Raw genomic sequence first — 23,630 nt, forward strand, 5'->3', positions numbered from 1 at the left:
GTTTTACGATTATGAGGGTGCTCCTGGCGCCCAGTTAATCAGGCGGCGCAGCAGGGCATCGACGCTTTTCCATAGCAACAGCGTCATCAGCACCAGAATAAACAGCGCGGCAAAGCAGAGATCGGTTTGCATGCGGGCGTTGGCGTTCAGCATCAGATAGCCCAGACCCTCCGCCGAGCCGACCCATTCACCGATAATCGCGCCGATCGGTGCGACCGCCGCGGCCATACGTAGCCCGGAGCCAAATGCCGGTAGTGCCGCCATCAGCCGTACATGACGCAGCTGCGCCCACGGCGAGGCGCCCATGGTGCGCGCCAGATCGAGATAGTCGTTGCTGACCCGGCGCAGTCCGTCGAAAAAGCTGGATGCCACCGGGAAGAAGATCACCAGTACCGCCATCGCCACTTTGGCGCTGATACCGAAGCCAAACCACAGCACCAGCAGCGGCGCCAGCGCAAATACCGGAATCGCCTGGCTGGTGACCACCACCGGCATCAGCCAGCGTTGCAGCCGTGGAGAGGCGATCATTGCCAGCGCCAGCAGTGCGCCAAGCAGGACGCCCAATACCAGGCCGCTGAGCATTTCGCTGGCGGTGATCAGGCTGTGCCAGGCCAGCACCGACCGGCTATGCCATAACGCTTCTGCAACCGCCGCCGGCGACGGCAGCAGAAATGCCGGAATACCGCTCAGCGTGATCAGCCACCATAACAGGACAAAACCGCTGAATACCGTCAGCCCCTTCATCCTGCCGCCCTCACCAGTTGCTGTAGCAATTCTCCCTGACTGTGCAGCAGATGCTGATCGTCTGGCGCACGTGGCGGCTGACCGGCAATCGTCAGGCTGTCGGTGATCTGCGCTGGCTGACCGCTGAGCACCAGCAGGCGATGGCTGAGGCGGCAGGCTTCCAGCGGATCGTGAGTTATCAGCAGCACGGTATGGCTGGCCAGCAGCTCAGCCGCCAGTTCCTGGATCATCGCGCGGGTAATGGCATCAAGCGCCGAGAAGGGCTCATCCATTAACACAATGGGCTGGCGCTCATACAGGGTGCGCGCAATAGCGGCGCGCTGGCGCATACCGCCGGAGAGCGTCGCCGGTCGCGCATTGCCCTGAGCGCTGAGTCCAACGCGTTCCAGCAGATGCAACGCCCAGGCGCGATCGGCTTTTTCGCCACGCAGGCGCGCGCCGAGAGTGATATTTTCCAGCACCGTCAGCCACGGATACAGCAGATCATTTTGTCCCATCCAGGCGATACGTCCGGCAATCGGCAGACCGTCGCTGCCGGTAACCCGACCTGCGTTCTGCCGCGCCAGCCCGGCGATAACCTTCAGTAAACTGCTTTTACCGACGCCGCTGGCGCCGAGCAGCGCTACAAAACTGCCGCCTTCGATGGTGAAATTAAGCCGTTCGAACAGGGTACGGGAGCCATAACGCAGGGTTAAATCTTCAACCTGGATGCCGGGGGGTGAAAAGCGGTTCATTGCGCATTCAATCCCATTTGCCAGAACGCCGCTTCCAGTCGGGTGGCGGTGGTAAAGATTTCCGCCAGCGCATCAAACCGGCTCTCAGCGCCGCGCTGATGGCCGACACGTTCCAGCAGATCGATTGCTGCCTGCACGCCATGCAGATATTGCATGTCGCCATAGTTATTGATCCAGGGCGCATAAGGATTGCCGTCGATTACCGTTGCCGGGTTATTAAGCAGGTGCAGGCCAATCTCCGCATAACCCGCCACGCAGGGCAGCAGTGCCGCCAGCAGATCGAGTGCATCCCCCGACTGGCCAATATCCAGCACATAGCGCGTGTAGTTGATCGTTTCCATGGCTTCGGCTTCGCTGGTCATCTGCGATTCGCTAAGTCCCCAGCTGGCGCAATAACCGACATGCAGTGGCAGCTCCGCAACAATTGCCTGCAGCGAGGCGGCGGCGGCGCGGATCTCCGGCAGGGTGCGCATTTTGTACACCAGCAGGGCGTACGCGCGGGCGAAGTGGATCAGGAACAGGTAATCCTGGGTCAGATAGCGGCGAAAAGCGCTTTCCGCCAGCGTTCCGGCCCCCAGCTGCTGGATAAAGGAGTGATTAACATAGGCCTGCCAGTCGGCGCCCGCCTGCTGACGTAAACGCCCGTAGAGACCCTGGCCGAAATCAATGGTCGTCACAGGGCGCCTCGCAGAGTAACCGGCAAGGATGCAGCAGAATTTTTAAGGGTGATGCTAAACATGTGACCTCCAAAAAAGTACGTGGAGATCCGGGTGCGATAAGGTGAATGGCAAATGCAGACTACCAGCCCGTCCCTTCGCTGGCATGACCCAGATCAGGTTCAAAGGGTCCGGCTTACGCCATCTCAGTCCATTACAGGACACCCCTCGGAGCAGATATTTATACGGTATTCACTTTTTGATTTCAATGGCTGCGGGGATAGCAGCAAGGCGCTAATTGCGATTTGCCTCGCAGATCGTATTGTAACGAGTTGCTTTAACTTAATGAAAATTATGGTAAATAAAATATTATCGCAACTGGTGCTGGTTGATAATAGCGCAACTTCAGACGGCGATGGAGAGAACCGATGACAGGGAGTGTTGCGCTAAGAGAGGAGAAGTTTCTTTTTTCATGGCAATTTCGCAGGTATGACCGGGAGCTTATAAGGCTAAAAACTTTCGTCAAAAATATTGAGAAAAATCAATCTGTCATATTAAAAATCACTATTTACGCTCACAATGGTGGATATATTAATGTTATGCGGGATTTTATCGCTGCCATAAATGAGGCTGGCGAGAAAAATATCAAAGTTGATCTGGTTTTTAGTGGATTTGCTATCAGCGCTGCTGCTTACCTGTTTAGTTATTTTACTTACCACACTCGTTTTGCGCATGTAAGGGTAACAGCCGGGTCAAACCTTTGTATTGTCTACCATAAACCACGCCTTGTTGATCCAATATCTGGCGAAGTTTTATTATTCGCCAGCGATGTATATCAACAAAAAAAACTTTATAAAGTGGAGACATTGATTCTGGATTTAACCGAAGATTTTGACCGTGTTTTTAATTCAATGTGTGAGGTGCTGGCATGTACCGGGAGACCGCTTGCTCCGCATTTGTTAAATGCTTATAATTTAAATGGTGATGTTGCAATCTCTTTTTTAAAGGGCGAGCCAAATAAAGACCAGGAGAATAATTATGTTCACACTAACTGATAAAGATATTGAGGACGCTCAGCGTATTCGCGCGCTACTAGCTGAGTCTGGCAAAATGCCTCTTCCACGAGGGCGCTCAGCTAGCGACGAGTTGGTTTTACAGCGTGACCTTGAGGCCTTTCAAAACAGACCTCACGGCAACCATAAGAGGTTGGTTATTATATAATTTCTTCCACTGCCTTGCCCTGAATCTGCTGGCGAGGCGGTAAACCGTGCTCAGATATACCTTTACTCCTCCTGCCGTTTAATCCCTTCCGCCATAAACGTCAGAATCAGCGACATTGAGGCCGCGCCGGGATCCAGATGGCCGATGGCGCGTTCGCCAAGGGCTTTTGCACGGCCAAACGCCGCCACCATCTGGCGGGTCTGTTCGCTGCCGGCTCTTGCCGCCTGTGCGATTTTCGGCAGCGCGTCACACAGAGGTTCGGCTATTAGCGACTGCGCCGCATCCGCTGCCGCCGCCAGCGCATCGACCACGGTTTTATCTCCGGGTTTAGCGCCGCCACGCTGGCTTACCGCCTCCAGCCCATTCTTAAGAAAACGCGCCAGCAGTGGCGTCGTCAGCACCATTTCGCCGTGCAGACTTTTACCACCCGCACGAAACAGAGTGCCGAAAACTGCCCCTGATGCGCCGCCCATGCTGGACATCAGTGTGCTGCCCACATCGGTTAGCAGGATGCCGATATCATCGCCAGTTTCCTGCGACAGCAATATTTCCACGGCGCTAAAACCGCGTTCCATACCCACGCCATGGTCGCCGTCGCCTGTAGCTCTGTCCAGCTGCGTCAGTTGTGCTTCGCTGGCAATCATACGGCGGGCGACAGATCGTAGCAGGCGCGACAGCTCGCTGGCATTCATGCTTATTTCCTCCAGGCAAAACTATGGCAGGGGGCGTCATACAGCGCTTTCAGTGGCTTATCCAGACGGAAAAATGTAATCGAATAGCCGGACATCTCCTGTGAGGTGCAGTAGCTGCCGATTAGCGTGTCGTGGACAACGACTGTGCGTTGTGCCAGCAACTGATGGACTTTACGACTGGCGATCAGCAGTTCGCTGAATGTGGCTGCGCCGAGGTTATTGATTAGCAGACAAATTTCATCGCCAGCTGTCAGCGCCAGATCTTCGCAGAGGCTTTCCACCAGCTCGCTGACCAGCTGGTCGGCAGGGACCATTTTCTGACGCCGTACGCCCGGCTCACCGTGAACGCCGATACCCAGCTCAAACTCATCCTGCGCGAGAGTAAAAGTAAACTTGCCGGTTTGCGGCAGTGAGCAGGGCGATAATGCCACGCCAATGCTGCGGGTGTGCTGGCGGGCTTTTTCCGCCAGCCGCCAGACCTCTTCCAGCGCCAGTCCCAGACGCGCAGCGGCACCGGCAATTTTCAGCACCATCATATCTCCGGCCACGCCACGGCGGTCTTGCTGACGATCGGCGGGAGCCGAGGCAATATCGTCATTAACCCGCACGCTGCGGCTGGTAATACCGTCTTCCTCAAGCAGTTCGGCGGCAATAGCAAAATTCATATTATCGCCCGCATAGTTACCGTAGATAAAAAGTACCCCTTTACCGGGCCGCGTGTGCTTTACCGTCGCCATAATGGCGTCAGGCGCAGGGGAAGTGAAAATCTCACCCAGTACCGCGGCATCCGCCAGCCCGTCGCCGACATAACCGGCGAACATCGGTTCATGCCCGCTGCCACCACCGGTCACGATCAGCACTTGCCCATGGTTTAAATCTTTACGCACCACCGCGCTGATCCCGGCGATTTTTTGCATATCGCCGTGGCTGGCGGCAATCAGTCCTTCCAGCTGTTGCTGGCAAACATCGGCGGGATGATTAAGTAATTTTTTAGGTTTTCTCATTATCGGCTCCCGCAGCCGGCTGATGGAACTGATGGTCGTAATACTGAATACGCGCCACTTTTGCTGCCGAAGCACCCGCTTCAAACTCGGATGCCAGCCAGGCGCTGAGAATACTTTTTGCCAGTTCCGGGCCGATCACCCGCGCGCCGAGCGTAATGATTTGCGCATCGTTGCTTTTGCGTGCCCGTTCGGCGGAGTAATTATCGTGGCACAGGGCGGCACGGATACCCGGCACTTTATTGGCGGATATCGACATACCGATACCGGTACCGCATAACAGAATGCCACGCTGATGCGTGCCATTGATAATTTGCTGCGCCAGATGCACGGCAATATCCGGATATAACTCTGCCGTATCGCTATAGTCTTTTACTTCCACGCCTTTATTCCGCAGGAACACCATCAGGGTATCTTTTAATTCTGTCGCAGCATCATCGCTGCCGATCGCAACAGGCAACATAGCTCCTCCAGCTTAACGCGCCGCAGTAAATGGACGTTTATAAGTAATTTGCCGCTGTGAAAGTTTGAGGGGCTTCGCATAACACAGCGATTTATCGCTGTAATTAAACGTTCTGATACCTGACTCGCATTATCAGAGGCAATAACAGGCGTATTAATCTTTATCTGAAGTTAATCTGCCACCGCAGTAATAAACGGTTTATTTAATTAAGAGGTCAGCCATGAAGATTGTGTATCAACAGGCGCTGCGGGAACTGGCTGTGGTGCTGGATAATTTAAATGAAAATACGGTGCAGCAGGGGCTGGATCTGATTCAACAAGCGCGGCGCATCAGCCTGTATGGCGTTGGCCGCGAAGGGTTGCAGATTAAGGGATTCGCCATGCGCCTTTACCATCTGGGGCTGCGTGCATCGGTGGTCGGTGAGATGACCACGCCGCCGCTGGGACCGGGGGATTTGCTGATTGTTTCGGCGGGTCCGGGCTGGTTTTCTACCGTCGATGCGCTGTTAATCACGGCCCGGCAGGCCGGGGCGGCGACGCTGTGTATCACTGCCCAGCCCGCAGGCGTCAGTGCATTAAAAGCCGACCGCATTATTACGCTGCCAGCGCAAACCATGGCCGACGCAGAGGGCGCGACGAGTTCGGTATTGCCGTTAGGTTCGTTATATGAAGGGGCGTTATTCCTGCTGTGCGAAAATATAATTGTGCAGTTACAGCAAGCGCTGGCGATTTCCCCTGCGCTGATGTCCGCTAATCATACCAATCTTGAATAAAGAGATTAATAACGTGTTGGTTAATCGAACCGGCAAATTCGCGCGATATTTATGTGAGCCTGGACGCAGATTAAACTCGGCCAAAATGCGAAAACTAAACTAAGAGATAAAGATATTTATTATTCAATTAATCACTGGCCCTGTAATGCCCTGTGCAAAATATCGGGTTAATATGGAGTGAATGATGAATAAAATGACTGTGGGTATTATCGCCGCTGCCGCTCTGTTATTACCGCTTGTGGCTTTTTCACAGGACGAGCAGCCCGGTCTTAACAAGAAAGAGAGCTACCGCTTTGTGATTGTTCCCAAAGTGGTTCATCCGTGGTTTGACAAAGTTAATAACGGCGCTAAACAGGCGGCTGCGGTGATTAAAGCGCAGACCGGCTCTGAAGTGCAGATTGTGTACAGTGCGCCGCAGCAGGCTGATGTGGTGATCCAGAATCAGATTCTGGAGAGTTCCATTGCCACCCGCCCTGACGGTATCGCCATCGATCTGCTGGATGAAAAGGGCAACCGCGCTTCGCTGGAGGAAGCGGTAAGTCAGAAGATTCCGGTGACGATTTTTGACTCGGTGCCGCCTGCTGATATGAACCTGACCAGCATCGGCAATGACTTTTGTGAGCAGGCGAAAATCGCCTCACGACGTCTGGTTGAATTGTTAAAAGGGCAGGGCGAAGTGGCGATTATGATGGGGGTTCCCAGTGCGCCTAACCATGCGATCCGCGCCAAATGCCATCAGGACACTTTTGCTCAGTCCCCTGGTATCAAAGTAGTCGCTACCGGCATCGATAACGACGATATTGAAACCGCGCAAAAACAGGCTGCCGCGATAATGCAGGCCCATCCCAATCTTAAAGGCTGGGTGGCCTGCGATGCCGCCGGTCCTGTCGGTATTGGCCAGGCGATCAAAGAGGCGAATAAAGCCAGTAAGGTGATTATGGTCGGCCTCGATGATTTGCCGGAAATGCTGCAGCTGATCCGCGACGGCGTTGCTGACAGCTCCTCGTCGACCAGACCGGAAATGCAGGGCTACTGGGCGGTGATGGCGATGTGGCAGCAGGCGATGGGGATCCCCACGCCGAAATATATCGATACCGGTATTGCGATTATCAATAAGAGTAATGTCGGGCAATAAGCGCGCAGCCCCGGAGAGCACAATATGGCGATCCTTGAAGTTGAAAACCTTGGCCGTGACTTTCCGGGAGTAACGGCGCTGAATAACATTAACCTGGCATTTGCATCCGGCCGGGTGCATATCCTTGCCGGAGAGAATGGCGCGGGGAAATCAACGCTGGTAAAGCTGCTGACCGGCACTGACAGCCCAAGCCGTGGCGCTATCAGGATTGACGGCGAAGATCCGCTGGCCAGGCGCGCGCTGTTTAACGCTGTCGCTTATGTTCCGCAGGAACTGAGTCTGTTTCCACACATGAGCGTGGCGGAGAATCTGTTTATTCCCTATAACCGTTCGGGGTTCAGCGGCCGTTATATCAACTTTCAGGCGATCAACCGTGAGGCACAGCGCTATCTTGATACATTCTCGATTGAGGCGCGTGCGGAGGAGCGGGTGCGCAATATCTCGATATCCGATCAGCAGTTACTGCAAATCGCCCGTGCATCGACCAATAAGCAGATGAAGGTGCTGATCCTCGATGAACCCACTTCTTCGCTAACCCGCACCGAAGTGGAACGGGTGTTCCGGGTTATCGCGGATTTTAAGGCGCGCAATCTCGCCATCCTGTTTATCTCGCATAAACTGGATGAGCTGTTTGCCATTGGCGACGATTATACCGTGTTGCGCAATGGTGAAATCATCGAAAGCGGCAGGATCAACGAGACCAGCGAAGCCGGACTGATTAAAGCGATGTCCGGCACGGATATGAAAATTAACGCGCATTTTCGTCCGATCGCTGCGCCGCAGCCGGATAAGGCGGCGACGATTATCCGCGTTGAGCAGCTTAGCGGACGGCGCTTTAACGCTATCTCTTTTACGCTGAAACGCGGTGAAATTTTGGGCTTTGCCGGACTGGTTGGCGCCGGACGCAGTGAAGTGATGCAGACTTTATTTGGCTATCTGCCCGCGAGCGGCGGTCGCGTGACGGTGAATGGTCAGCCGTGGAAGCTGGGCAGTCCGCCTTATTCGGTGAAAAACGGCATGCTTTATCTGTCGGAAGAACGCAAGCTCCACGGTATTTTGCCGCTGCTGAGCGTACGTGAAAATATCGGTATTGCCGTGATTAAACAGACCCTGTCATGGTCAGGCATCGCTGCCGGTAAAGAGAAATCACTGGTGAGAAAAGTGATAAAAGCCTACGAGGTAAAAACCTCGAATATTGAAACCCGCATTACCTTTCTTTCCGGTGGTAATCAGCAGAAAACCATTATCGGACGTGCAATGGCCACCCGACCAGAGGTGCTGATTTTTGATGAGCCGACCAAAGGGATTGATGTGATGACCAAAGTGGAAATCTACAAAATCATGCGCTCACTGTGCGAAGACGGCGTCGGTATTATCCTGGTGTCGTCGGAGCTGGAGGAGCTATATAAATGCGCCAACCGTATCATCACCCTGCATAACGGCGCGATTACCGGTGATTTCCCGACTGCCACCACCGATACCGAGACGCTGGTCAGAGCGATTTTTGCCCCGGTGAATCATGATGCGGCGTAGCCGTTTCGCCATTCTGGCGACCAGTCCGCTGGCCGGGGTGCTGGTGGCGCTGGTGATTATTTTTATCCTGTCGTCATTCGCTTCACCTTACTTTCTCTCGCCTTACAATATGTCGGTGGTGGCGCGCACCCTCGCGTTTATCGGCCTGATTACCGTCGGGCAATCTATGCTGCTGATCCTCGGCGAACTGGATCTCTCTCTCGGCATGATTGGCGGCTTATGCGGCGTTACCGCGGGGATGCTGATGGTGAATATCGGTATTCATCCGGCTATCGCCTGTTTAATGGCATTGTCGCTTGGCGCTGCGCTCGGTTTTATAAATGGCCTGCTGGTGACCAAACTACGGCTGCATTCGCTGGTGCTGACCATCGGTACTGCCGGTATTTTTGGCGGCGCCAATCTGGTGCTGACCCGGGGCGTTGCTATCACCGGTATTCCGCCCGGCCTGCAGTATTTTGGCCGCGGCGATATTCTGGCTCTGCCGGTGCCCTTTGTCATCATGCTGGCGGTGCTGGCGATTGCCAGCTTTGTCACCCTCAGGACGCCGTTTGGACGCTATATGTATGCCATCGGCAATAACGGTGCGGCGGCACGTATGCTGGGAATTAAGGTTGATCGGGTGAGGATACTGGTGTTTACCTGCGCCGGATTTCTCGCCGCGCTGGCCGGCATTTTGATGGTGGCGCGCCTCGGCACCGCCCAGCCCTCGATCGGTGAAAGCTGGGTGCTGCCGCCGATTGCCGCTTCGGTGATTGGCGGTGTCGCCACCACCGGCGGCGTCGGATCACCGTTTGGCGCGATTATCGGCGCGACCATTATCGGCATTATCGAAAATATTATCGTGCTGTTTGGCGTATCGCCATACTGGCAGGGCATTGTCAGCGGTGTGCTGGTGGTGGTCGCCATTTCATTCGATGCCATTTCGCGGCGTTATATCCGTAAAGAAGAGTGATACGCCGTGGTGGCGTGCATTTACGCGGAGGTACAGATGAAACTCGGATTAAATCTCTCGTTTGCCATCAAACGCTGGCTGGGCGGCGAGCAACTGGCAAAAGTCGTCAGCCAGGATTTGGCGATCGATCGTGTGCAGTTTACCTGGGATTTAGTTGATCCCTGGTGGCCAGCCCGCGAACGTAACGCAGTTGCGCGCGAGTATGCTGATGCCTTTCGTGCCGCCGGTATAACCGTAGAGAGCACCTTCGGCGGGCTGGCTTCCTATTGTTACAACCATTTGCTGGCGCCCAGCGCCACCCTGCGTGATCTCGGCAAGGAGCATCTCAGGCGCGCAATTGATATGACCGCCGAAATGGAAGTGGCGGCAACAGGAATGCCGTTGGGTTCATATTCGGCGCAGGATGCGCTGGATGTGGCAAGGCGTGAGGAGATTTATCAGCGGGCGTTGCAATCGCTGGTGGATGTTGCCCGTTATGCCAAAATTCGTGGTCTGTCGACGCTGCTGATTGAGCCGGTGCCGCTTACTACCGAGTTTCCGTCCTCTGCGGAGGATGCGCTACGTCTGATGACCGATCTGGATGGCGAAACCGATGTGCCGGTGCGGCTGCTGGTGGACTGGGGTCATGCGCTGTTTACGCCGATTTTCGGCGAGCACGCCAATATGGAGCACTGGATAGCGCAATGTGGCGACTATATTGCCGCTTACCATATCCAGCAAACCGATGGCCTGCTCGATCGCCACTGGAGTTTTACCCAGCCGGGGATTGTCACCCCGCAACGGCTGAGCGCATTCTGGCGTGATAACCAGTTAACCGATCAAACTTATCTGCTGGAGATGATCTATCCGTTTGAGCAGACCGATGCGTTTGTGTTGCAGGATATGCAGCAGGGGATTCAGCTGCTGAAGAGTGCTGGCTGACCGGCAGCATAAAAGCAAAAAGCCCGCTCAGGTTTCCCTGAGCGGGCTTCTCTAATATGGCTCCTCTGACTGGACTCGAACCAGTGACATACGGATTAACAGTCCGCCGTTCTACCGACTGAACTACAGAGGAATCGTTGGAACGGGGCGAATATTAGCGAGTGGCCGTCAGACTGTCAACAGCTAAAAAACATTTAGCTTTCAACTGGCTGCGTTTTCAGCAAGACGATCGCTTAATGAACAGCTGCGTCATTATCACGCCGCTGTTGCCAGTTTTCGACGCGTTTTAACGGATCCTGCGCATAAAAGCGCGAGAAGCGCAGATAGAGAGACGGGAAACGTTCATGCAGTAATTCCGGCGCGCTGAAAAAATACTCTGATAACACCGCAAAACACTCTGCCGGATCGCTGGCAGCGTAAGCATCAATAGTGGCGGCGTTCTCGCCCACCAGATCGATCTCTTCCTGAATGTGTTCCATCGCGATGCGGATATCCTGTTCCCAGCCGGCAACATCACGCAACGCAATCGACGGGATACCATTGGCGTGGCCGCTGCCGCGCGCATCCAGTTTATGCGCCACTTCATGCACAACCAGGTTAAAGCCGGAGAGATCGAAAGAGTCCTGAATATCAAGCCAGTTCAGTACAATCGGTCCCTGCTGCCAGCTCTGGCCGGATTGCACCATGCGTTCGCTGTGCACCAGGCCAAAATCATCCTGCCACTCATCGTCAACCACAAAAGGGCCGGGATAGATCATCACTTCATAAAAGCCATCCAGCCACTCCAGTCCCAGCTTTAATACTGGCAGGCAGAACAGCAGGGCAATACGGGCTATGCTGAGCGGTTCAAGTTCGAAGTTTTGCAGTGGAACCAGGCGCTTTTGCTGCAGAAAACGTCCGGCCAGCTGTTGTAGCGCCTGTTTATCTGCCGGCGAGAGTGGCGCGAAGATCGGCACCGCCAGCGCTTGCTGCCAGGGGAGTGACGCAACGGATTCTTCGGTATTTGCTTTCCACGGCCATTTAATCATTATTCTGCTCACTGTGGTTGCCCGCCTGCAGCTGTTACTAACATGCCGCAGCCCGGGCCTGACCGCAATAATTATCACGGTCAGCAGCAGAGATAACCAATAAGCATGGCGATGGGGCGCAGCATCCCGTTTGTGCAAGATGCGGAATTCAATGCGATTATTCAACCACTTACTGTTATAAATGTCTGTGATTAGCACCGCAATATAAGCGAAAAGCAGCCATAATCGTGTTGGCGCACCGGTGTTAAATACGGGTAAACTCGATCACCCACACCCAGGGATTCACTTCCCAGCTGGTGCCGCCATACTGTTTTTCCCAGGCTTTCATATAGGCTTCTTTTGGCGCCACCGAGTCGTTTTTCATGGTGAAAAAGTTGTTAAGAAAGTGCGAGTCGGTTTGCACCCCTTCCGCCATAATATCGTCGTCGCTGATCTCCTGGATTTTCTGCGCCCGCACGCCGCTGATCTGCAGATTAATACGGCTGGCCCAGCGCGGCATATGAATAGCGGTTTGCCAGCCGGATTGTTCATGATCATCATCCAGCGATGATCCCAGCTCACTGCTGTCGGCGCGATAGTGGCAATAGCGGGTGTTGCGATAAACGTCAGGCGATCTGGCATAATCGGCCATCTGCTCTTTGGGCACCACCGGTCCGCGCCAGGTTTCGCGTACCCAGAGCCGGTCGCCAGGTTGCCCGAACGGACACTGATAACTCAGGTCAGACATCTCCATCACATGACGCCCGCGTATCTGGTTACTGATAACGTCAAAACCGTAGCAACCTTCGTGATTATCCTGGCCAGGCGTGAACGCCAGCGATTTCATAATCCGGCGTGTTTGTGTCTGCTGGCCTGTTAACAGAGCGCGAACTCGTTGGTCAGAAAAAAGAATCGGCCGCTCTTTCATGAATTACCTCGTTGTACTCATTATTGGAATTCCCGTTCATTACAGTAGTTATCGGCAGTTCAACCAATCCTGACATCACTTTTTGCAACAGACCCTGGTATTGAGCAACTAATGATGAGAGCAGCTAATCAAATACTGCCGGGAACAGACATCTTTACAGTGGTTGTAAAGATAACCCTGAACTGCGGCAATAGCTGGCACTGAACTGTCAACCTGCCGGGCTGAAGATCGGGTGTATAGCTTACTGATATTAATAAAATATTATGGCAATAATTGCTGTATGGGAATCACTTAAGACTGATTATTTGAGTTTATCCATTACTTAACTCTGCTCAATTTGCCGAAGATAATATCAGGCAGTGTGCTTTAAGACTTATCTCATATCATCGTAATTTATTCTAATGTTTTTTCCCTTTCATAAGCTGCGGTATCTGATGGGTCACAGGCTGATTTGATTTCCTCAACGGTCGGATAGCATTATGCGCTGGTATAATTTGATGGGGATCTCATTTTGGTGGGTTTAGTTTCATCGCTTGCATAACGCGTTCAATACATGTCATAAAAGTATCATCAGTCATCGACTATAAACGGATTACGGGCAGCAGAATAAGCTGACTGTGCGCCCGACCGGCAGTTCAGTGTAAACGACTGTAAAGGTCATAAAAGCACACAGGGAGAAGTCTATGTCATCAATGTCCCTCGAAACCTGGCAATCACGATTTGAACACTGGCTGCACCAGAGCTGGCCCCAGGATGATAAAGCGCATGATGTTGCGCATATGAAACGTGTCTGGCAAACCGCACAACGTATAATGCGCGACAGCGATGCGAATCCGCTGGTGGTGCTGGCGGCCTGTTACTTCCATGACGTGGTCAATCTGCCGAAAAATCACCCCGATCGCCATCTCGCCTCCAGTCAGGCGGCAGTGGAAACGCGACGTATTTTGCAGAATGAATTTCCTGATTTCCCGGCGACCCTGATTGATGCGGTCACCCACGCGGTTCATGCGCACAGTTTTAGCGCTGGTGTGGCGCCACAGACGCTGGAAGCAAAAATTGTGCAGGATGCGGATCGGCTGGAATCTCTGGGGGCGATAGGGCTGGCGCGGGTATTCTATACCTCGGGCGCGCTGGGACGTCCGTTATTCGACAGCAACGATCCTTTAGGTATACAGCGCGAGCTGGATGACAGCCGCTGGACGCTGGATCATTTCCAGAAAAAACTGTTTACGCTGCCCGATACGATGCAAACCGCAGAAGGCAAGCGGCTGGCGCAGCATAACTCGCATTTTCTGGTGACGTTTGTCGCCAAATTATGTGCGGAGTTGCAGGGCGAGCTTTGTGAGCTGGATCAGTCGGTATTACGCGATTTCACCCCGGACGCGCTGAAATATTAAATTTTTGTGACAGGCTATTAAACAACGGCAGGCCAGGCTACGGTGTTGAGGAATATCATCAGGAGAATCAGATATGACCGGCAACGTTAGCTTAACGATTAAGATCGACCCCGCGCTGAAAGAGATTTTAAAAAACCTGGCGCTGGAAAATCAAGTCTCCGTCAGTCAGGAAGTCAGCCAGCGGCTGCAAAGTAGTTTGCTTGCCCCTGATCACCCGGCCATTGACAGCCAGCATACTGCAGAAGCTGAAGAAACCTCTGTCCAGTTAAGCAACAGCGAATTAAAACAGATTCGCGCTTTACTGAAAAAGCAGAAAAAGAAAAAATAAGCTTAATCATGTGATTCTCAGGCCACCACCGGTGGCCTTTATCTTTCCTGCCGCGTTTACTCTTCATCACCGTAATAGAGCACACCCAGTTTAATCAGCGGACGTCCCTGCGATTTGCGATGCAGGTTGCTGTCACGCAACGAGTAGACACAGCCGCAATACTCCTGCTGATAAAAGCGTTCGCGTTTGCTGATCTCAATCATCCGCGAGGAGCCACCCTGCTTGCGCCAGTTATAGTCCCAGTAAACCATATCAGGGTAGGGCGCGGCGGCGCGTTGTCCGCAGTCGTTAATCTGTTGCATGTTTTTCCAGCGGGAGATACCCAGCGAGCTGGAGATCGCGGAAAAACCGTGTTCCCAGGCATAGAGCGCGGTGCGTTCAAAACGCATATCAAAGCACATCGTGCAGCGCACGCCACGCTCCGGCTCCCACTCCATGCCTTTGGCGCGTTCAAACCAGTTATCCGTATCGTAGTCGGCATCGACAAAAGGCACGCCGTGTTGCTCGGCAAAGCGGATATTCTCCTCTTTACGCAGCAGATACTCTTTCTGCGGATGGATATTGGGGTTGTAGAAAAAGATAGTGTAATCAATGCCGGAAGCCTGGATCGCTTCCATCACTTCACCCGAGCAGGGCGCGCAGCAGGAGTGCAGCAGCAGTTTGTTGGCGCCATCAGGCAGCGTTAGCGGGGTACGAGGTGTTACGCTCATTTTGTCAGGCTCCTTAAACTAAAACAGGGCAAGTTTAGAAGTCTGAGCCGTAAATGTCACTGCCAGGTGCTGGCGCGTTGGATTAAACGGGAAGGCGTGGCGCTGACGTCTGCCACCGCTTTACCTTTTAACAACGACAATAAATGTTCGGCGGCGATAGTGGCCATCTCTTTGTAAGCCACCGCCACGGTGGTTAAGGCTGGCGAGCAGATGGCCGATAGCTCGCTGCCGCCGATACCGGCGATCGCCAGCTGTTTCGGTACTGCAACCCCGATACTGTGACAGGCTAAAATCGCGCCGCAGGCCACATCATCAGCGGTGCAGATCAACAGATCCAGCTCCGGCCAGGTGAGTAATATTTCCGGCAACAGGCTGTGTCCGGTAGTAAAGGTGGGTGGCAGCGGGGTGCTGACCACCCGGTGCGGTGAACGATTTACCGCCAGCATTGAGGTATTCCAGCCGCTCAGCATCTGCTGAAAGATATTTTGCTCATCATGGGAGCAGAGTAAGCCGATATTCCGGTATTCCTGTTGCACCATCTCAGTGACCAGCATTTTAATCGCGCTGGCATAATCACAGCCGACACTGATGCCGATGGGGGTTTTGTTAAGGCCGCCAATCTCCACTACCGGGATACCGGCATTAAGCAGGATTTTCTGCGCGCCAGGTGAGTTATCGAAGTTGTACTGCACAATCGCCGCCGGGTTATAAGCCAGCAGGGTCTCGATCAGGTCGCTGCCGCTGGCATTAGAGTTGTCGGCTTCGGAAAGTAAAATATTATAGCCTTCGGGCAGTAATACCTGCTGCAGGGTGTGAAAAATCGTCGCACAGCCTGGCGTTTTCAGGGAAGGCACCACCAGGGTAATCAGGCGGGAGGAGGCGGACGCCAGTGCGCTGGCCGCCAGATTGGGTACATAACCCAGGTCGGCGATGACCTGCTGGATCTTCTCGCGCAGCTGATCCGACACCTTTTCCGGCGCTCTTAATGCACGGGAAACCGTCATCGCACTGACACCGACAAGTTTGGCCACATCTGCGAGCGTGCTTTTTCCGGTTCCCGGCCGCCGCTTACTTTCCATGTACACTCCCGTATTTCAAAATTCAGTCATTTTTGCAAAATGCGCCATAGCATAACATAGGGTGATTTCGCCCGGATAATAGCGTTACAAAACTGATGATTTAAATAGCATTTTTCCCGGACGGCCGGGCAGTTATTTATCCCTGGAGAAATAACCTCTCAATCTTACTCACAGTCATTAAACATTAAAAGTGTTAGCGCTAACAAATATTTTAACAAAAAACGATGTTAGCGCTAACTTTGTGAGGGTTGTCACGGATCTTAGCCGCTGAATTCGTCAACATGCACAGCATCAGGAGAAAAGGGAAGACCAGCGATGTTATCTAATTGGCTTACACCAGAAAGAATTAAAATCATTGATCAGGTCACCGATTGGGAACAGGCAATAAAGCTTAGCGCCGAACCCTTACTGATCGATGGTGCTATCAGTGAAAAGTATATCGCCGCTATTATTCGCTCGCATCATGAGACCGGGCCTTATTATGTTCTGGCTCCCGGACTGGCTATGCCGCATGCCCGGCCGGAGCAGGGGGCTTATAAAACCGCACTGTCACTGTTGCATATTAAACAGGGTGTCAGTTTCGCTGCTGATGAAAATGATCCGGTGTATGTGGTTATTTTCCTCTGTGCGCTTAGCGGTGAAGAACATCTGTCATTAATTTCTCAGCTGGCCGAACTGTTCAGTAATGAAGAGGATCTGGCCGCGCTGTTAAAAGCTGATAATCAGTCAGCGATTGATGCCTTAATCGCAAAATATTAATTGATCTGTTAACCCCTGTAATCTGAGGTTCCTGTGAAAAAAATTCTTATCGTCTGTGGTAATGGTCTCGGCAGCAGCTTTATTGTTGAGATGAATGTCAAAAAAATCGTTAAAGAATTAGGTAAAGAAGCGGAAGTTTCCCATACCGATTTAACCTCGGCGAAATCTGAAAAGGCCGATATCTTTATTGGCGCCCAGGATATCATCTCGCAGCTTGATGATGGCAGCCGTCTGGTATTTGGACTGAAAAACTTACTCGATAATAATAAGATTAAAGAAATACTCGCTGAAAATCTGTGAGCTTTTTCGCTAAATACCGGAGTATATAATGCTTAGTTTTATTATGCAGGACGTATTGGGCACCCCGGCGATTCTGGTGGGGTTATTCTCGCTTATTGGTTTGTTGCTGCAGAAAAAGTCCTTCTCGGAGGTGGTTTCCGGCACCACTAAAACCATCATGGGCTTCCTTATTCTGATTGCCGGTGCCGCGCTGGTGGCGACCACCCTGACCACCTTCAGTCAGTTATTTGAGCACTCATTTAATATTCAGGGTGTGGTGCCAAACACCGATGCGATGGCCGCACTGGCGCAGAAGAACTATGGTTCAGCTACGGCGATGATTATGGTGTTCGGCATGCTGATCAACATCCTGCTGGCGCGTATCACCCCGCTGAAGTATATCTTCCTCACCGGTCACCATACGCTGTATATGTCGGCGATGCTGGCGGTGATCCTCTCCAGTGGCGGTGTGACCGGCTTCTGGCTGGTGGCGATTGGCTCGCTGATCCTCGGTGCGATGATGGTGATTGCGCCAGCTATTCTGCAGCCGTTTACCCGTAAAATTACCGGCAGCGACGATCTGGCGTTAGGACATTTTGGTTCAACCGGTTATCTGTGTTCGGCGCTGGTCGGCAAGCTGGTGGGGAAAGGCAGTCCATCGACGGAAGAACTTAACGTTCCTAAGTCACTGAACTTCCTGCGTGATTCATCGGTGGCAATTTCGCTGACCATGACCATTCTGTTTCTGGTGTTAGTGCTGGTTTCCGGCAAAGCGTACACCGAATCACAGGTCAGTGGCGGGCAGAACTACCTGGTATTTGCACTGATTCAGGCGATTACTTTTGCCGGTGGCGTCTATATCATTCTGGCCGGTGTCCGTATGGTTATTGCGGAAATCGTACCGGCATTTAAAGGGATTGCCGATAAATTAGTCAAAGACGCTAAACCGGCGCTGGACTGCCCGACAGTATTCCCGTTTGCGCCAAACGCGGTGATTATCGGCTTCCTGTGCAGTTTTGGCGCCGGTCTGTTAAGCATGTTTATCCTGCCGCTGGTGGGCCTGAGCGTGATTGTGCCGGGCCTGGTGCCACACTTCTTCTGTGGCGCGACGGCAGGTGTCTACGGTAATGCTACCGGCGGACGTCGTGGTGCGGTAATCGGTTCTTTTGTCCACGGACTGATTATCTCCTTCCTGCCCGCGATTCTGTTACCGCTGATGGGCGACCTTGGTTTTGCCTCGACCACCTTTGGCGATGCGGATTTCGGTGTGGTGGGCATTGTGTTGGGCAATATGATCAAGATCTTCAATTAATCGTTGTTGACGATAAGTCTGAATTAATTAGCTAAGGAATCTGTCATGAGCGCCATGTTCAATCCCTCACTGATGTGTATGGATTTAACCAAATTCAGTGAGCAAATTACCGCATTAAACAGCCGGGCAAGTTTTTTTCATGTGGATATTATGGATGGCCACTATGTTAAAAATATCACCCTGTCGCCGTTCTTTATTGAGCAGCTGAAGAAAGTCAGCACTATTCCGATTGATGTCCATCTGATGGTGGAAAAACCGGAAGAGATTATTCCGATGTGTCTGGAGGCTGGCGCTGATTACATCAGTTTTCATCCTGAGACGGCAAATAATAAAATCTTCCGTCTGATTAATGAAATCCATGATGCCGGTAAAAAGGCTGGCGTAGTGCTTAATCCGTCCACTTCTGTGGCATCGATTAAAGAGTATATTCACCTGCTGGATAAAATTACGATTATGTCGGTTGATCCGGGTTTTGCCGGACAGAAATTTATCCCGGAAACGCTGAATAAAATTGCTGAGCTGGTGAAGTACCGTGATGATAATGGTCTGCACTATCTGACCGAGATTGATGGTTCTTGTAATGAGAAAACCTTTAATCAGGTGGCTAATTCCGGTGTGGATGTGTTTATTGTCGGTACATCCGGGTTATTTAATCTCGATGACGATGTTACGTTAGCATGGGATAAAATGGCCGCTATTTTCGAGCGTGAAACCGGCCGGGCAGTCAGTTAATTTTCACTGCGCCACGACACAGGCCCGCATGACGACTCTTCGTCTGCGGGCTGATTATCCAGGTAAAATTTTTTCCACTTGCGGTCATAACCGCATATTCGGTCATTACCGGTCATCGCATTCCACTGCTCAGGTGTTGAAAAACAGGCTTGCTGACAGACGTTGCTGCCGGGCTGGCGTTAATTTTGTGTATCAGATCACCTTTTCTTATTATCTTCCGCATTCTTCAGTCCAGTGTGAGTGAAAAGTCTTAATTAAATCTGCCTGTCGTTTTGCCGCTGCGAAACTCCTGACCAGTTCACGGTTTATCGGCGCGATTCCCCTTACTTTAAACCTTTGAAAACAGTGATCCTGCGCCCTGATAAAAAGTGGAGTTAAACCCGATGACGGCAGACTTTAGACGAAAAATAATCCTCGATACCGATCCGGCAATTGGCATTCCCGGCACGGATGCGGATGACCCGATCGCCATTATGCTGGCAGTGAAAGATCCACGCCTGGAGTTGCTGGGCGTCACCACTATTTTTGGCAACTGTCCGCCGGATTTGGGCGCGCGTTGCGCCACTCAGGTGCTGGCCGCGGCTGGCAGAAGTGATATTCCGGTGGCGATCGGTATGGCGACGCGCATGGGCGGCGATCTGCCGGAGTTGCTGCAACAGGCTTATGCCGGTGCACGCGGTAAGCCGGGTTCTATCCCGCTGCCTGCGCTGGAGGATGCGCATAATCATCAGCACGCCGTCGACTTTATTATAGAGACCGTGCTGGCGCATCCGGGGGAGGTAACGATTGTCGCCATCGGTGCGCAGACCAATATTGCGCTGGCGATGGTGAAAGAGCCAAAAATTTGCGCGGCATTGCACTCGATTGTGTTTATGGGCGGCGCGCTGGGTTTTAATGCCGAATATGGCCGCGGCAATATTACCCCGGTCGCGGAATGTAATATCTGGTTTGACCCGCAGGCGGCGGATATTGTATTTCGTTCGGGTGTCGATCTGACGATGGTCGGCCTTGACGTGACTAACCCGTCGACCGGCCTGGTGCTGGCAAAAGAGCCGGTGGCAGATATCGATGCCACTGCATCACCACTGGCGGCGATGTTTAAACAGGTGTGCGCCACGTTTCTTGATGCGCCGATGTTTGAATGGTCCGAGGGATGTGTGCTGTATGACCCACTGGCGGTTGCGGTGGCTGCCGATCCGGCGCTCGGTGAGTTTACGCAGATGGCGATTGCCGTTGAGACTCAGGGCAGGCTGACGCTCGGGCAGACGGTGCCGCAACGCGATCAACCGGCGAATATGCGCGTCTGTAGCGGAATAGACGGTAAGGCGGTGGTGCAGAATATTGTCTCGACAATACTGGCGTAACAGATCGGGGCGAGCATTTCGCCCCGATACCGCATTATTCTCCGGTGAATTATCCCCTCAGCTATTATGCTGGTCCCTGCCCGATACGCCTCTGCTTCCTTTATTCTTAACCGGGTGAAGAATAACCTTATTTCTGATTATTTCGGTATGTGATTTCATATTGCATTGAAATCTACATTTTTTTTCAGGAAGAGTTATTTATGCGTAAAAAAACACTTGCCGTGATGATCCCACTCGCGCTGCCTGGTTTAATATGGGCGAGCCAGTGCCTTGCCACCGGTTATGTCTCAGAACCACCTGCACGTAATGTTCTCTGCAAAAAGGGCGAAAACAAAACATGTGATAACGCATCGCTGTATGCGAGCGATTATATCATTGCTGCAACTCATGCATCCGGTTTCCCTGAGGATGGCAAAATCCCATCTGGAGGCATTGAAGATTATCAGTCACTTAATAATGAAGATGAGGGGCTTTGGCAAAAGACCCTGATTAATAAAGGTGAAGTCAATATCAGCTGGCAGCTTACCTCACCGTCAAATGTGGTGAGCTGGAAATATTATATTACGCAATCAAACTGGCGCGAAAGCTTAAATGCACAACATCAGCTGACGCGGGAAAGTTTCGATGCCGCGCCATTCTGTGAAATTAAGGGTAATGCGCAACAGCAGCAGGGCACGGTCGCGCATAAATGTAAATTGCCTGAACGTGATGGCTATCAGGTGATTTATGCTGTTGCTGATCTTGCGCCGCAAGCTGATGGTATCAGTCGCAGCATCTATAACGTGGTTGATGTCGATATTGCTAATGTCACGGCTAAAAAGAGTCTTGCGCTGAATACGCCGTGGAAAAAAGAGATCGCCACAATCGATCGTGCGGATAGTCATGGCCTGGTCACTGTTAAAGCTGGCGATGTTATTCGCGCCCGTTTCTTTAGTCACGACGGTGAACTGGAGAAAATGGAAGTCAGACTGACCATTTTACCTGGTGAAGAAACGACATGGTCATATCATCTCGCCCGCGCGATTAATGACAAATATAAAGATATCCGCGCCGGTGTGCTGAATGAGCATGGCGATATTGTCCCTGAAAGTGAAAGCATTAACACTATTTTTGTCGGGGAAAAGAGTCAGTTAATTCATGCGGAAGTTTCTTTTAATTAATTCGATTTTTATTTTGGTAGATTTAATATGAATACAATGAAAGTAAAATTATTGCCTCTGGCGATAATGTCAGCACTTTGCGCAGGATATTCAGTCACGGCCAGCGCCCATGGTTATATGATGAGCCCTGAGAGTCGCTCATATCAATTTTATGCCAAGCCGTGGCCCGCCAATGAAATTGAAGCGCCGAAATTACCTGCGGGTGGGACGATGGCGGCCGAGAATGCGTATGAAAATAGTTTTGAATTTCCCGCCGATGGTAAACTGGCGAGTGGTAACAACGGCAGTCGTGCACAAATGGATAATGAAGGCTATCCGTGGCGGATGAGCCCGATGAAGTCGGGTGAGCAACAATTCCAATGGCATCTCCAGGCGCAACACCGAACCACCTACTTCACCTATTACATTACTAAACCAGACTGGAAGTCTAAACCGGGTTACGGTCAAAGGCTGACCCGCGAGATGTTTGAAGATAAGCCGTTCTGCCATAAGATTTATGCGTATTCGCCGACTCCTGCTCTCGATCAATCCATGCCGGTGGCCTATACCACCCACACCTGTAACGTACCTCAGCGTAGCGGCGAGCAAAAAATCTATGCGGTATGGCGCGTACGTGATACCGGCAACGCTTTTTACCAGATGGTTGATGTGAAGTTTGATGGTGAAAATCCGCCAGAAGAGGTGATTCAGGCGCCAAAAGTGACATTAAATCACAACGCACTGAGCGTAGTGGGCACCGGCGATTGGGGATGGGGTTACCGGTACACCGGCACCAGCGATCAAAACAATGTGAACTGGAAATGGGAGTATGTGGAAGGTGATAAACGCATTTATCTGCGAGATTATCAGCATAATGGCGCATCAGTAGAATTTGTGGTGCCGAAAGAGGTTTATAACGTATCCGCGAAATATCGTCTGGTCGCCACCAACGGCCAGCAAAAATCCGGTGAGGCTATTGCTACCCTGACGGTGGTGAAACCGGCTGTCAGCATCACTGGCGGCAACAGCATGCCTGCTGCGAATCCGCTGCAACTGCAGGCTAAAGCTAACTTCGCTAATGAGAGTTATACATGGCGCCTGTTGCGCGGAAGTCAGGTCGTAAACGGCGGTATCAGCCAGCAGGGCGTAATAGCCTCCGGTCTGGCGGCTGGCGACTATAGCGCAGAAGTCACCGCATGGAGCGAAAGAGGACAACGTTCTGCGACCAGCACACATGCGGTGAAGATCACGGCAGGCGTTGAGAATAATGACCAGGCCTTTATTGCCGCGCTGAAACTGGCGATGAACGCGGCGGATAATGGCGCCAGCGTCACCTTCAGTGGTGGCGTGACCGCAGATACTGTGCCAACCAGTACCCCGGTTTACCAGTGGACACTGCCATCCGGCGCCCAGAACGGCAGTCAGGGCGCAGCACAGCAGCAATTTACGCTGGCTAAAACCAGTCAGGCGCAGAATCTGCAAGTGAAAGTGAAGGTCAGTGCAGGCAGCCCGTCGCGCGAGCTGACGCAGAGCATCACGGTTCCGGCAGTATCTGTGCCAGTTGAGGCGGAAGCTTATAATTCAAAGATCAGCTATCCGCTAAAATGCACCAGCGTGAGCTACAAAGGGCAAGTCTGGCAGAACCAGTGGTATGTGAACCCGGGCCAGGAAGAACCAGGTACCGGCGGTGCGTGGGGAGCATGGCGTGCTAAAAATGCTGCAACCAACACCTGTCCCTGATCGGCTTCAGGCTTAATCAGGATAGCGGGGGA

The 23,630-nt window shown here is 52.4% G+C and carries 25 protein-coding genes, 1 tRNA gene and 1 riboswitch; of the genes, 15 read left to right on the top strand and 11 right to left on the bottom strand.

The window, feature by feature from the left end:
• Positions 1–9: 9 nt before the first annotated feature.
• The 3 genes from N5923_RS16590 to N5923_RS16600 are packed head-to-tail and all read right to left on the bottom strand — an operon-like array spanning position 10 to position 2,155.
• Positions 10–744, bottom strand: coding sequence for an ABC transporter permease (locus tag N5923_RS16590; protein ID WP_267142579.1), 735 nt, complete (start codon positions 742–744; stop codon positions 10–12).
• Positions 741–1,478 (bottom strand): ABC transporter ATP-binding protein, encoded by a 738-nt coding sequence (locus N5923_RS16595; protein WP_267142580.1) that lies wholly within the window; start codon positions 1,476–1,478, stop codon positions 741–743. Before N5923_RS16595 ends, N5923_RS16590 begins: the two co-directional genes overlap by 4 nt.
• Positions 1,475–2,155 (bottom strand): TenA family protein, encoded by a 681-nt coding sequence (locus N5923_RS16600; protein WP_267142581.1) that lies wholly within the window; start codon positions 2,153–2,155, stop codon positions 1,475–1,477. Before N5923_RS16600 ends, N5923_RS16595 begins: the two co-directional genes overlap by 4 nt.
• Positions 2,156–2,270: 115 nt before the next feature.
• Positions 2,271–2,373: riboswitch (TPP riboswitch) on the bottom strand.
• A gap of 189 nt (positions 2,374–2,562) precedes the next feature.
• Between N5923_RS16600 and N5923_RS16605 the strand changes: the two genes are divergently transcribed.
• Complete coding sequence (locus N5923_RS16605) at positions 2,563–3,189, top strand: hypothetical protein (protein ID WP_267142582.1); 627 nt, start codon at positions 2,563–2,565, stop codon at positions 3,187–3,189.
• 228 nt (positions 3,190–3,417) lie between these two features.
• On the opposite strand, the gene dhaL is transcribed toward N5923_RS16605, so the two are convergent.
• The 3 genes from dhaL to rpiB are packed head-to-tail and all read right to left on the bottom strand — an operon-like array spanning position 3,418 to position 5,511.
• Positions 3,418–4,047: a dihydroxyacetone kinase subunit DhaL gene (gene dhaL, locus N5923_RS16610; RefSeq protein WP_267142583.1), complete on the bottom strand. Its 630-nt coding sequence runs from the start codon at positions 4,045–4,047 to the stop codon at positions 3,418–3,420.
• 2 nt (positions 4,048–4,049) lie between these two features.
• On the bottom strand, positions 4,050–5,051 hold the full coding sequence (locus N5923_RS16615) for a dihydroxyacetone kinase subunit DhaK (RefSeq protein ID WP_267142584.1): 1,002 nt from the start codon (positions 5,049–5,051) through the stop codon (positions 4,050–4,052).
• Positions 5,038–5,511 (bottom strand): ribose 5-phosphate isomerase B, encoded by a 474-nt coding sequence (rpiB, locus tag N5923_RS16620; RefSeq protein WP_267142585.1) that lies wholly within the window; start codon positions 5,509–5,511, stop codon positions 5,038–5,040. The genes N5923_RS16615 and rpiB overlap by 14 nt, the downstream gene beginning before the upstream one ends.
• Before the next feature lie 220 nt (positions 5,512–5,731).
• On the opposite strand from rpiB, the gene N5923_RS16625 reads away from it, so the two are divergent.
• The 5 genes from N5923_RS16625 (at position 5,732) to N5923_RS16645 (ending at position 10,824) form a co-directional block, all read left to right on the top strand.
• Complete coding sequence (locus N5923_RS16625; protein WP_267142586.1) at positions 5,732–6,283, top strand: SIS domain-containing protein; 552 nt, start codon at positions 5,732–5,734, stop codon at positions 6,281–6,283.
• Between the two features lie 184 nt (positions 6,284–6,467).
• On the top strand, positions 6,468–7,418 hold the full coding sequence (locus N5923_RS16630) for a substrate-binding domain-containing protein (RefSeq protein WP_267142587.1): 951 nt from the start codon (positions 6,468–6,470) through the stop codon (positions 7,416–7,418).
• A gap of 24 nt (positions 7,419–7,442) precedes the next feature.
• Positions 7,443–8,951, top strand: coding sequence for a sugar ABC transporter ATP-binding protein (locus tag N5923_RS16635; protein ID WP_267142588.1), 1,509 nt, complete (start codon positions 7,443–7,445; stop codon positions 8,949–8,951).
• On the top strand, positions 8,938–9,903 hold the full coding sequence (locus N5923_RS16640) for an ABC transporter permease (protein ID WP_267142589.1): 966 nt from the start codon (positions 8,938–8,940) through the stop codon (positions 9,901–9,903). Before N5923_RS16635 ends, N5923_RS16640 begins: the two co-directional genes overlap by 14 nt.
• A gap of 36 nt (positions 9,904–9,939) precedes the next feature.
• Entirely contained in the window at positions 9,940–10,824 is an 885-nt protein-coding gene (locus N5923_RS16645) for a sugar phosphate isomerase/epimerase family protein (protein WP_267142590.1), read from the top strand.
• Positions 10,825–10,881: 57 nt separating this feature from the next.
• Here N5923_RS16645 and N5923_RS16650 read toward each other — a convergent pair.
• From N5923_RS16650 to N5923_RS16660, 3 genes are all read right to left on the bottom strand, one after another.
• Positions 10,882–10,957 (bottom strand) — tRNA-Asn (locus N5923_RS16650).
• Positions 10,958–11,057: 100 nt separating this feature from the next.
• Positions 11,058–11,852, bottom strand: a complete 795-nt coding sequence (mtfA, locus tag N5923_RS16655) for a DgsA anti-repressor MtfA (protein ID WP_267142591.1) — start codon at positions 11,850–11,852, stop codon at positions 11,058–11,060.
• 244 nt (positions 11,853–12,096) lie between these two features.
• Positions 12,097–12,759: an ASCH domain-containing protein gene (locus N5923_RS16660; RefSeq protein WP_267142592.1), complete on the bottom strand. Its 663-nt coding sequence runs from the start codon at positions 12,757–12,759 to the stop codon at positions 12,097–12,099.
• A 692-nt stretch (positions 12,760–13,451) separates the two neighbouring features.
• Between N5923_RS16660 and N5923_RS16665 the strand changes: the two genes are divergently transcribed.
• Positions 13,452–14,156: a phosphohydrolase gene (locus N5923_RS16665; protein ID WP_267142699.1), complete on the top strand. Its 705-nt coding sequence runs from the start codon at positions 13,452–13,454 to the stop codon at positions 14,154–14,156.
• Positions 14,157–14,229: 73 nt separating this feature from the next.
• Entirely contained in the window at positions 14,230–14,484 is a 255-nt protein-coding gene (locus N5923_RS16670) for a hypothetical protein (RefSeq protein ID WP_267142593.1), read from the top strand.
• Between the two features lie 56 nt (positions 14,485–14,540).
• On the opposite strand, the gene N5923_RS16675 is transcribed toward N5923_RS16670, so the two are convergent.
• Together N5923_RS16675 and N5923_RS16680 are read right to left on the bottom strand one after the other, a co-directional pair.
• The gene (locus tag N5923_RS16675; protein WP_267142594.1) at positions 14,541–15,194 is read right to left on the bottom strand and encodes an epoxyqueuosine reductase QueH; all 654 of its coding nucleotides are present in this window, start codon (positions 15,192–15,194) and stop codon (positions 14,541–14,543) included.
• A gap of 56 nt (positions 15,195–15,250) precedes the next feature.
• Positions 15,251–16,273, bottom strand: a complete 1,023-nt coding sequence (locus N5923_RS16680; RefSeq protein ID WP_267142595.1) for a LacI family DNA-binding transcriptional regulator — start codon at positions 16,271–16,273, stop codon at positions 15,251–15,253.
• Positions 16,274–16,588: 315 nt separating this feature from the next.
• Here N5923_RS16680 and N5923_RS16685 point away from each other — a divergent pair, with 315 nt between their 5' ends.
• From N5923_RS16685 to N5923_RS16715, 7 genes are all read left to right on the top strand, one after another.
• The gene (locus N5923_RS16685; protein WP_267142596.1) at positions 16,589–17,032 is read left to right on the top strand and encodes a PTS sugar transporter subunit IIA; all 444 of its coding nucleotides are present in this window, start codon (positions 16,589–16,591) and stop codon (positions 17,030–17,032) included.
• A gap of 33 nt (positions 17,033–17,065) precedes the next feature.
• Positions 17,066–17,332 (top strand): PTS sugar transporter subunit IIB, encoded by a 267-nt coding sequence (locus N5923_RS16690; protein ID WP_026111566.1) that lies wholly within the window; start codon positions 17,066–17,068, stop codon positions 17,330–17,332.
• A gap of 28 nt (positions 17,333–17,360) precedes the next feature.
• Positions 17,361–18,623 (top strand): PTS ascorbate transporter subunit IIC, encoded by a 1,263-nt coding sequence (locus tag N5923_RS16695; protein WP_267142597.1) that lies wholly within the window; start codon positions 17,361–17,363, stop codon positions 18,621–18,623.
• A 45-nt stretch (positions 18,624–18,668) separates the two neighbouring features.
• Positions 18,669–19,355 (top strand): D-allulose 6-phosphate 3-epimerase, encoded by a 687-nt coding sequence (gene alsE / locus N5923_RS16700; protein WP_267142598.1) that lies wholly within the window; start codon positions 18,669–18,671, stop codon positions 19,353–19,355.
• 383 nt (positions 19,356–19,738) lie between these two features.
• Positions 19,739–20,719: a nucleoside hydrolase gene (locus N5923_RS16705; RefSeq protein ID WP_267142599.1), complete on the top strand. Its 981-nt coding sequence runs from the start codon at positions 19,739–19,741 to the stop codon at positions 20,717–20,719.
• 200 nt (positions 20,720–20,919) lie between these two features.
• Positions 20,920–21,879 (top strand): lytic polysaccharide monooxygenase, encoded by a 960-nt coding sequence (locus N5923_RS16710; RefSeq protein WP_267142600.1) that lies wholly within the window; start codon positions 20,920–20,922, stop codon positions 21,877–21,879.
• Between the two features lie 120 nt (positions 21,880–21,999).
• Positions 22,000–23,598, top strand: a complete 1,599-nt coding sequence (locus N5923_RS16715; RefSeq protein ID WP_267142601.1) for a lytic polysaccharide monooxygenase auxiliary activity family 9 protein — start codon at positions 22,000–22,002, stop codon at positions 23,596–23,598.
• Positions 23,599–23,630 lie beyond the last annotated feature (32 nt).

Source organism: Winslowiella arboricola, assembly GCF_025527015.1.
Lineage (GTDB): Bacteria > Pseudomonadota > Gammaproteobacteria > Enterobacterales > Enterobacteriaceae > Erwinia > Erwinia arboricola.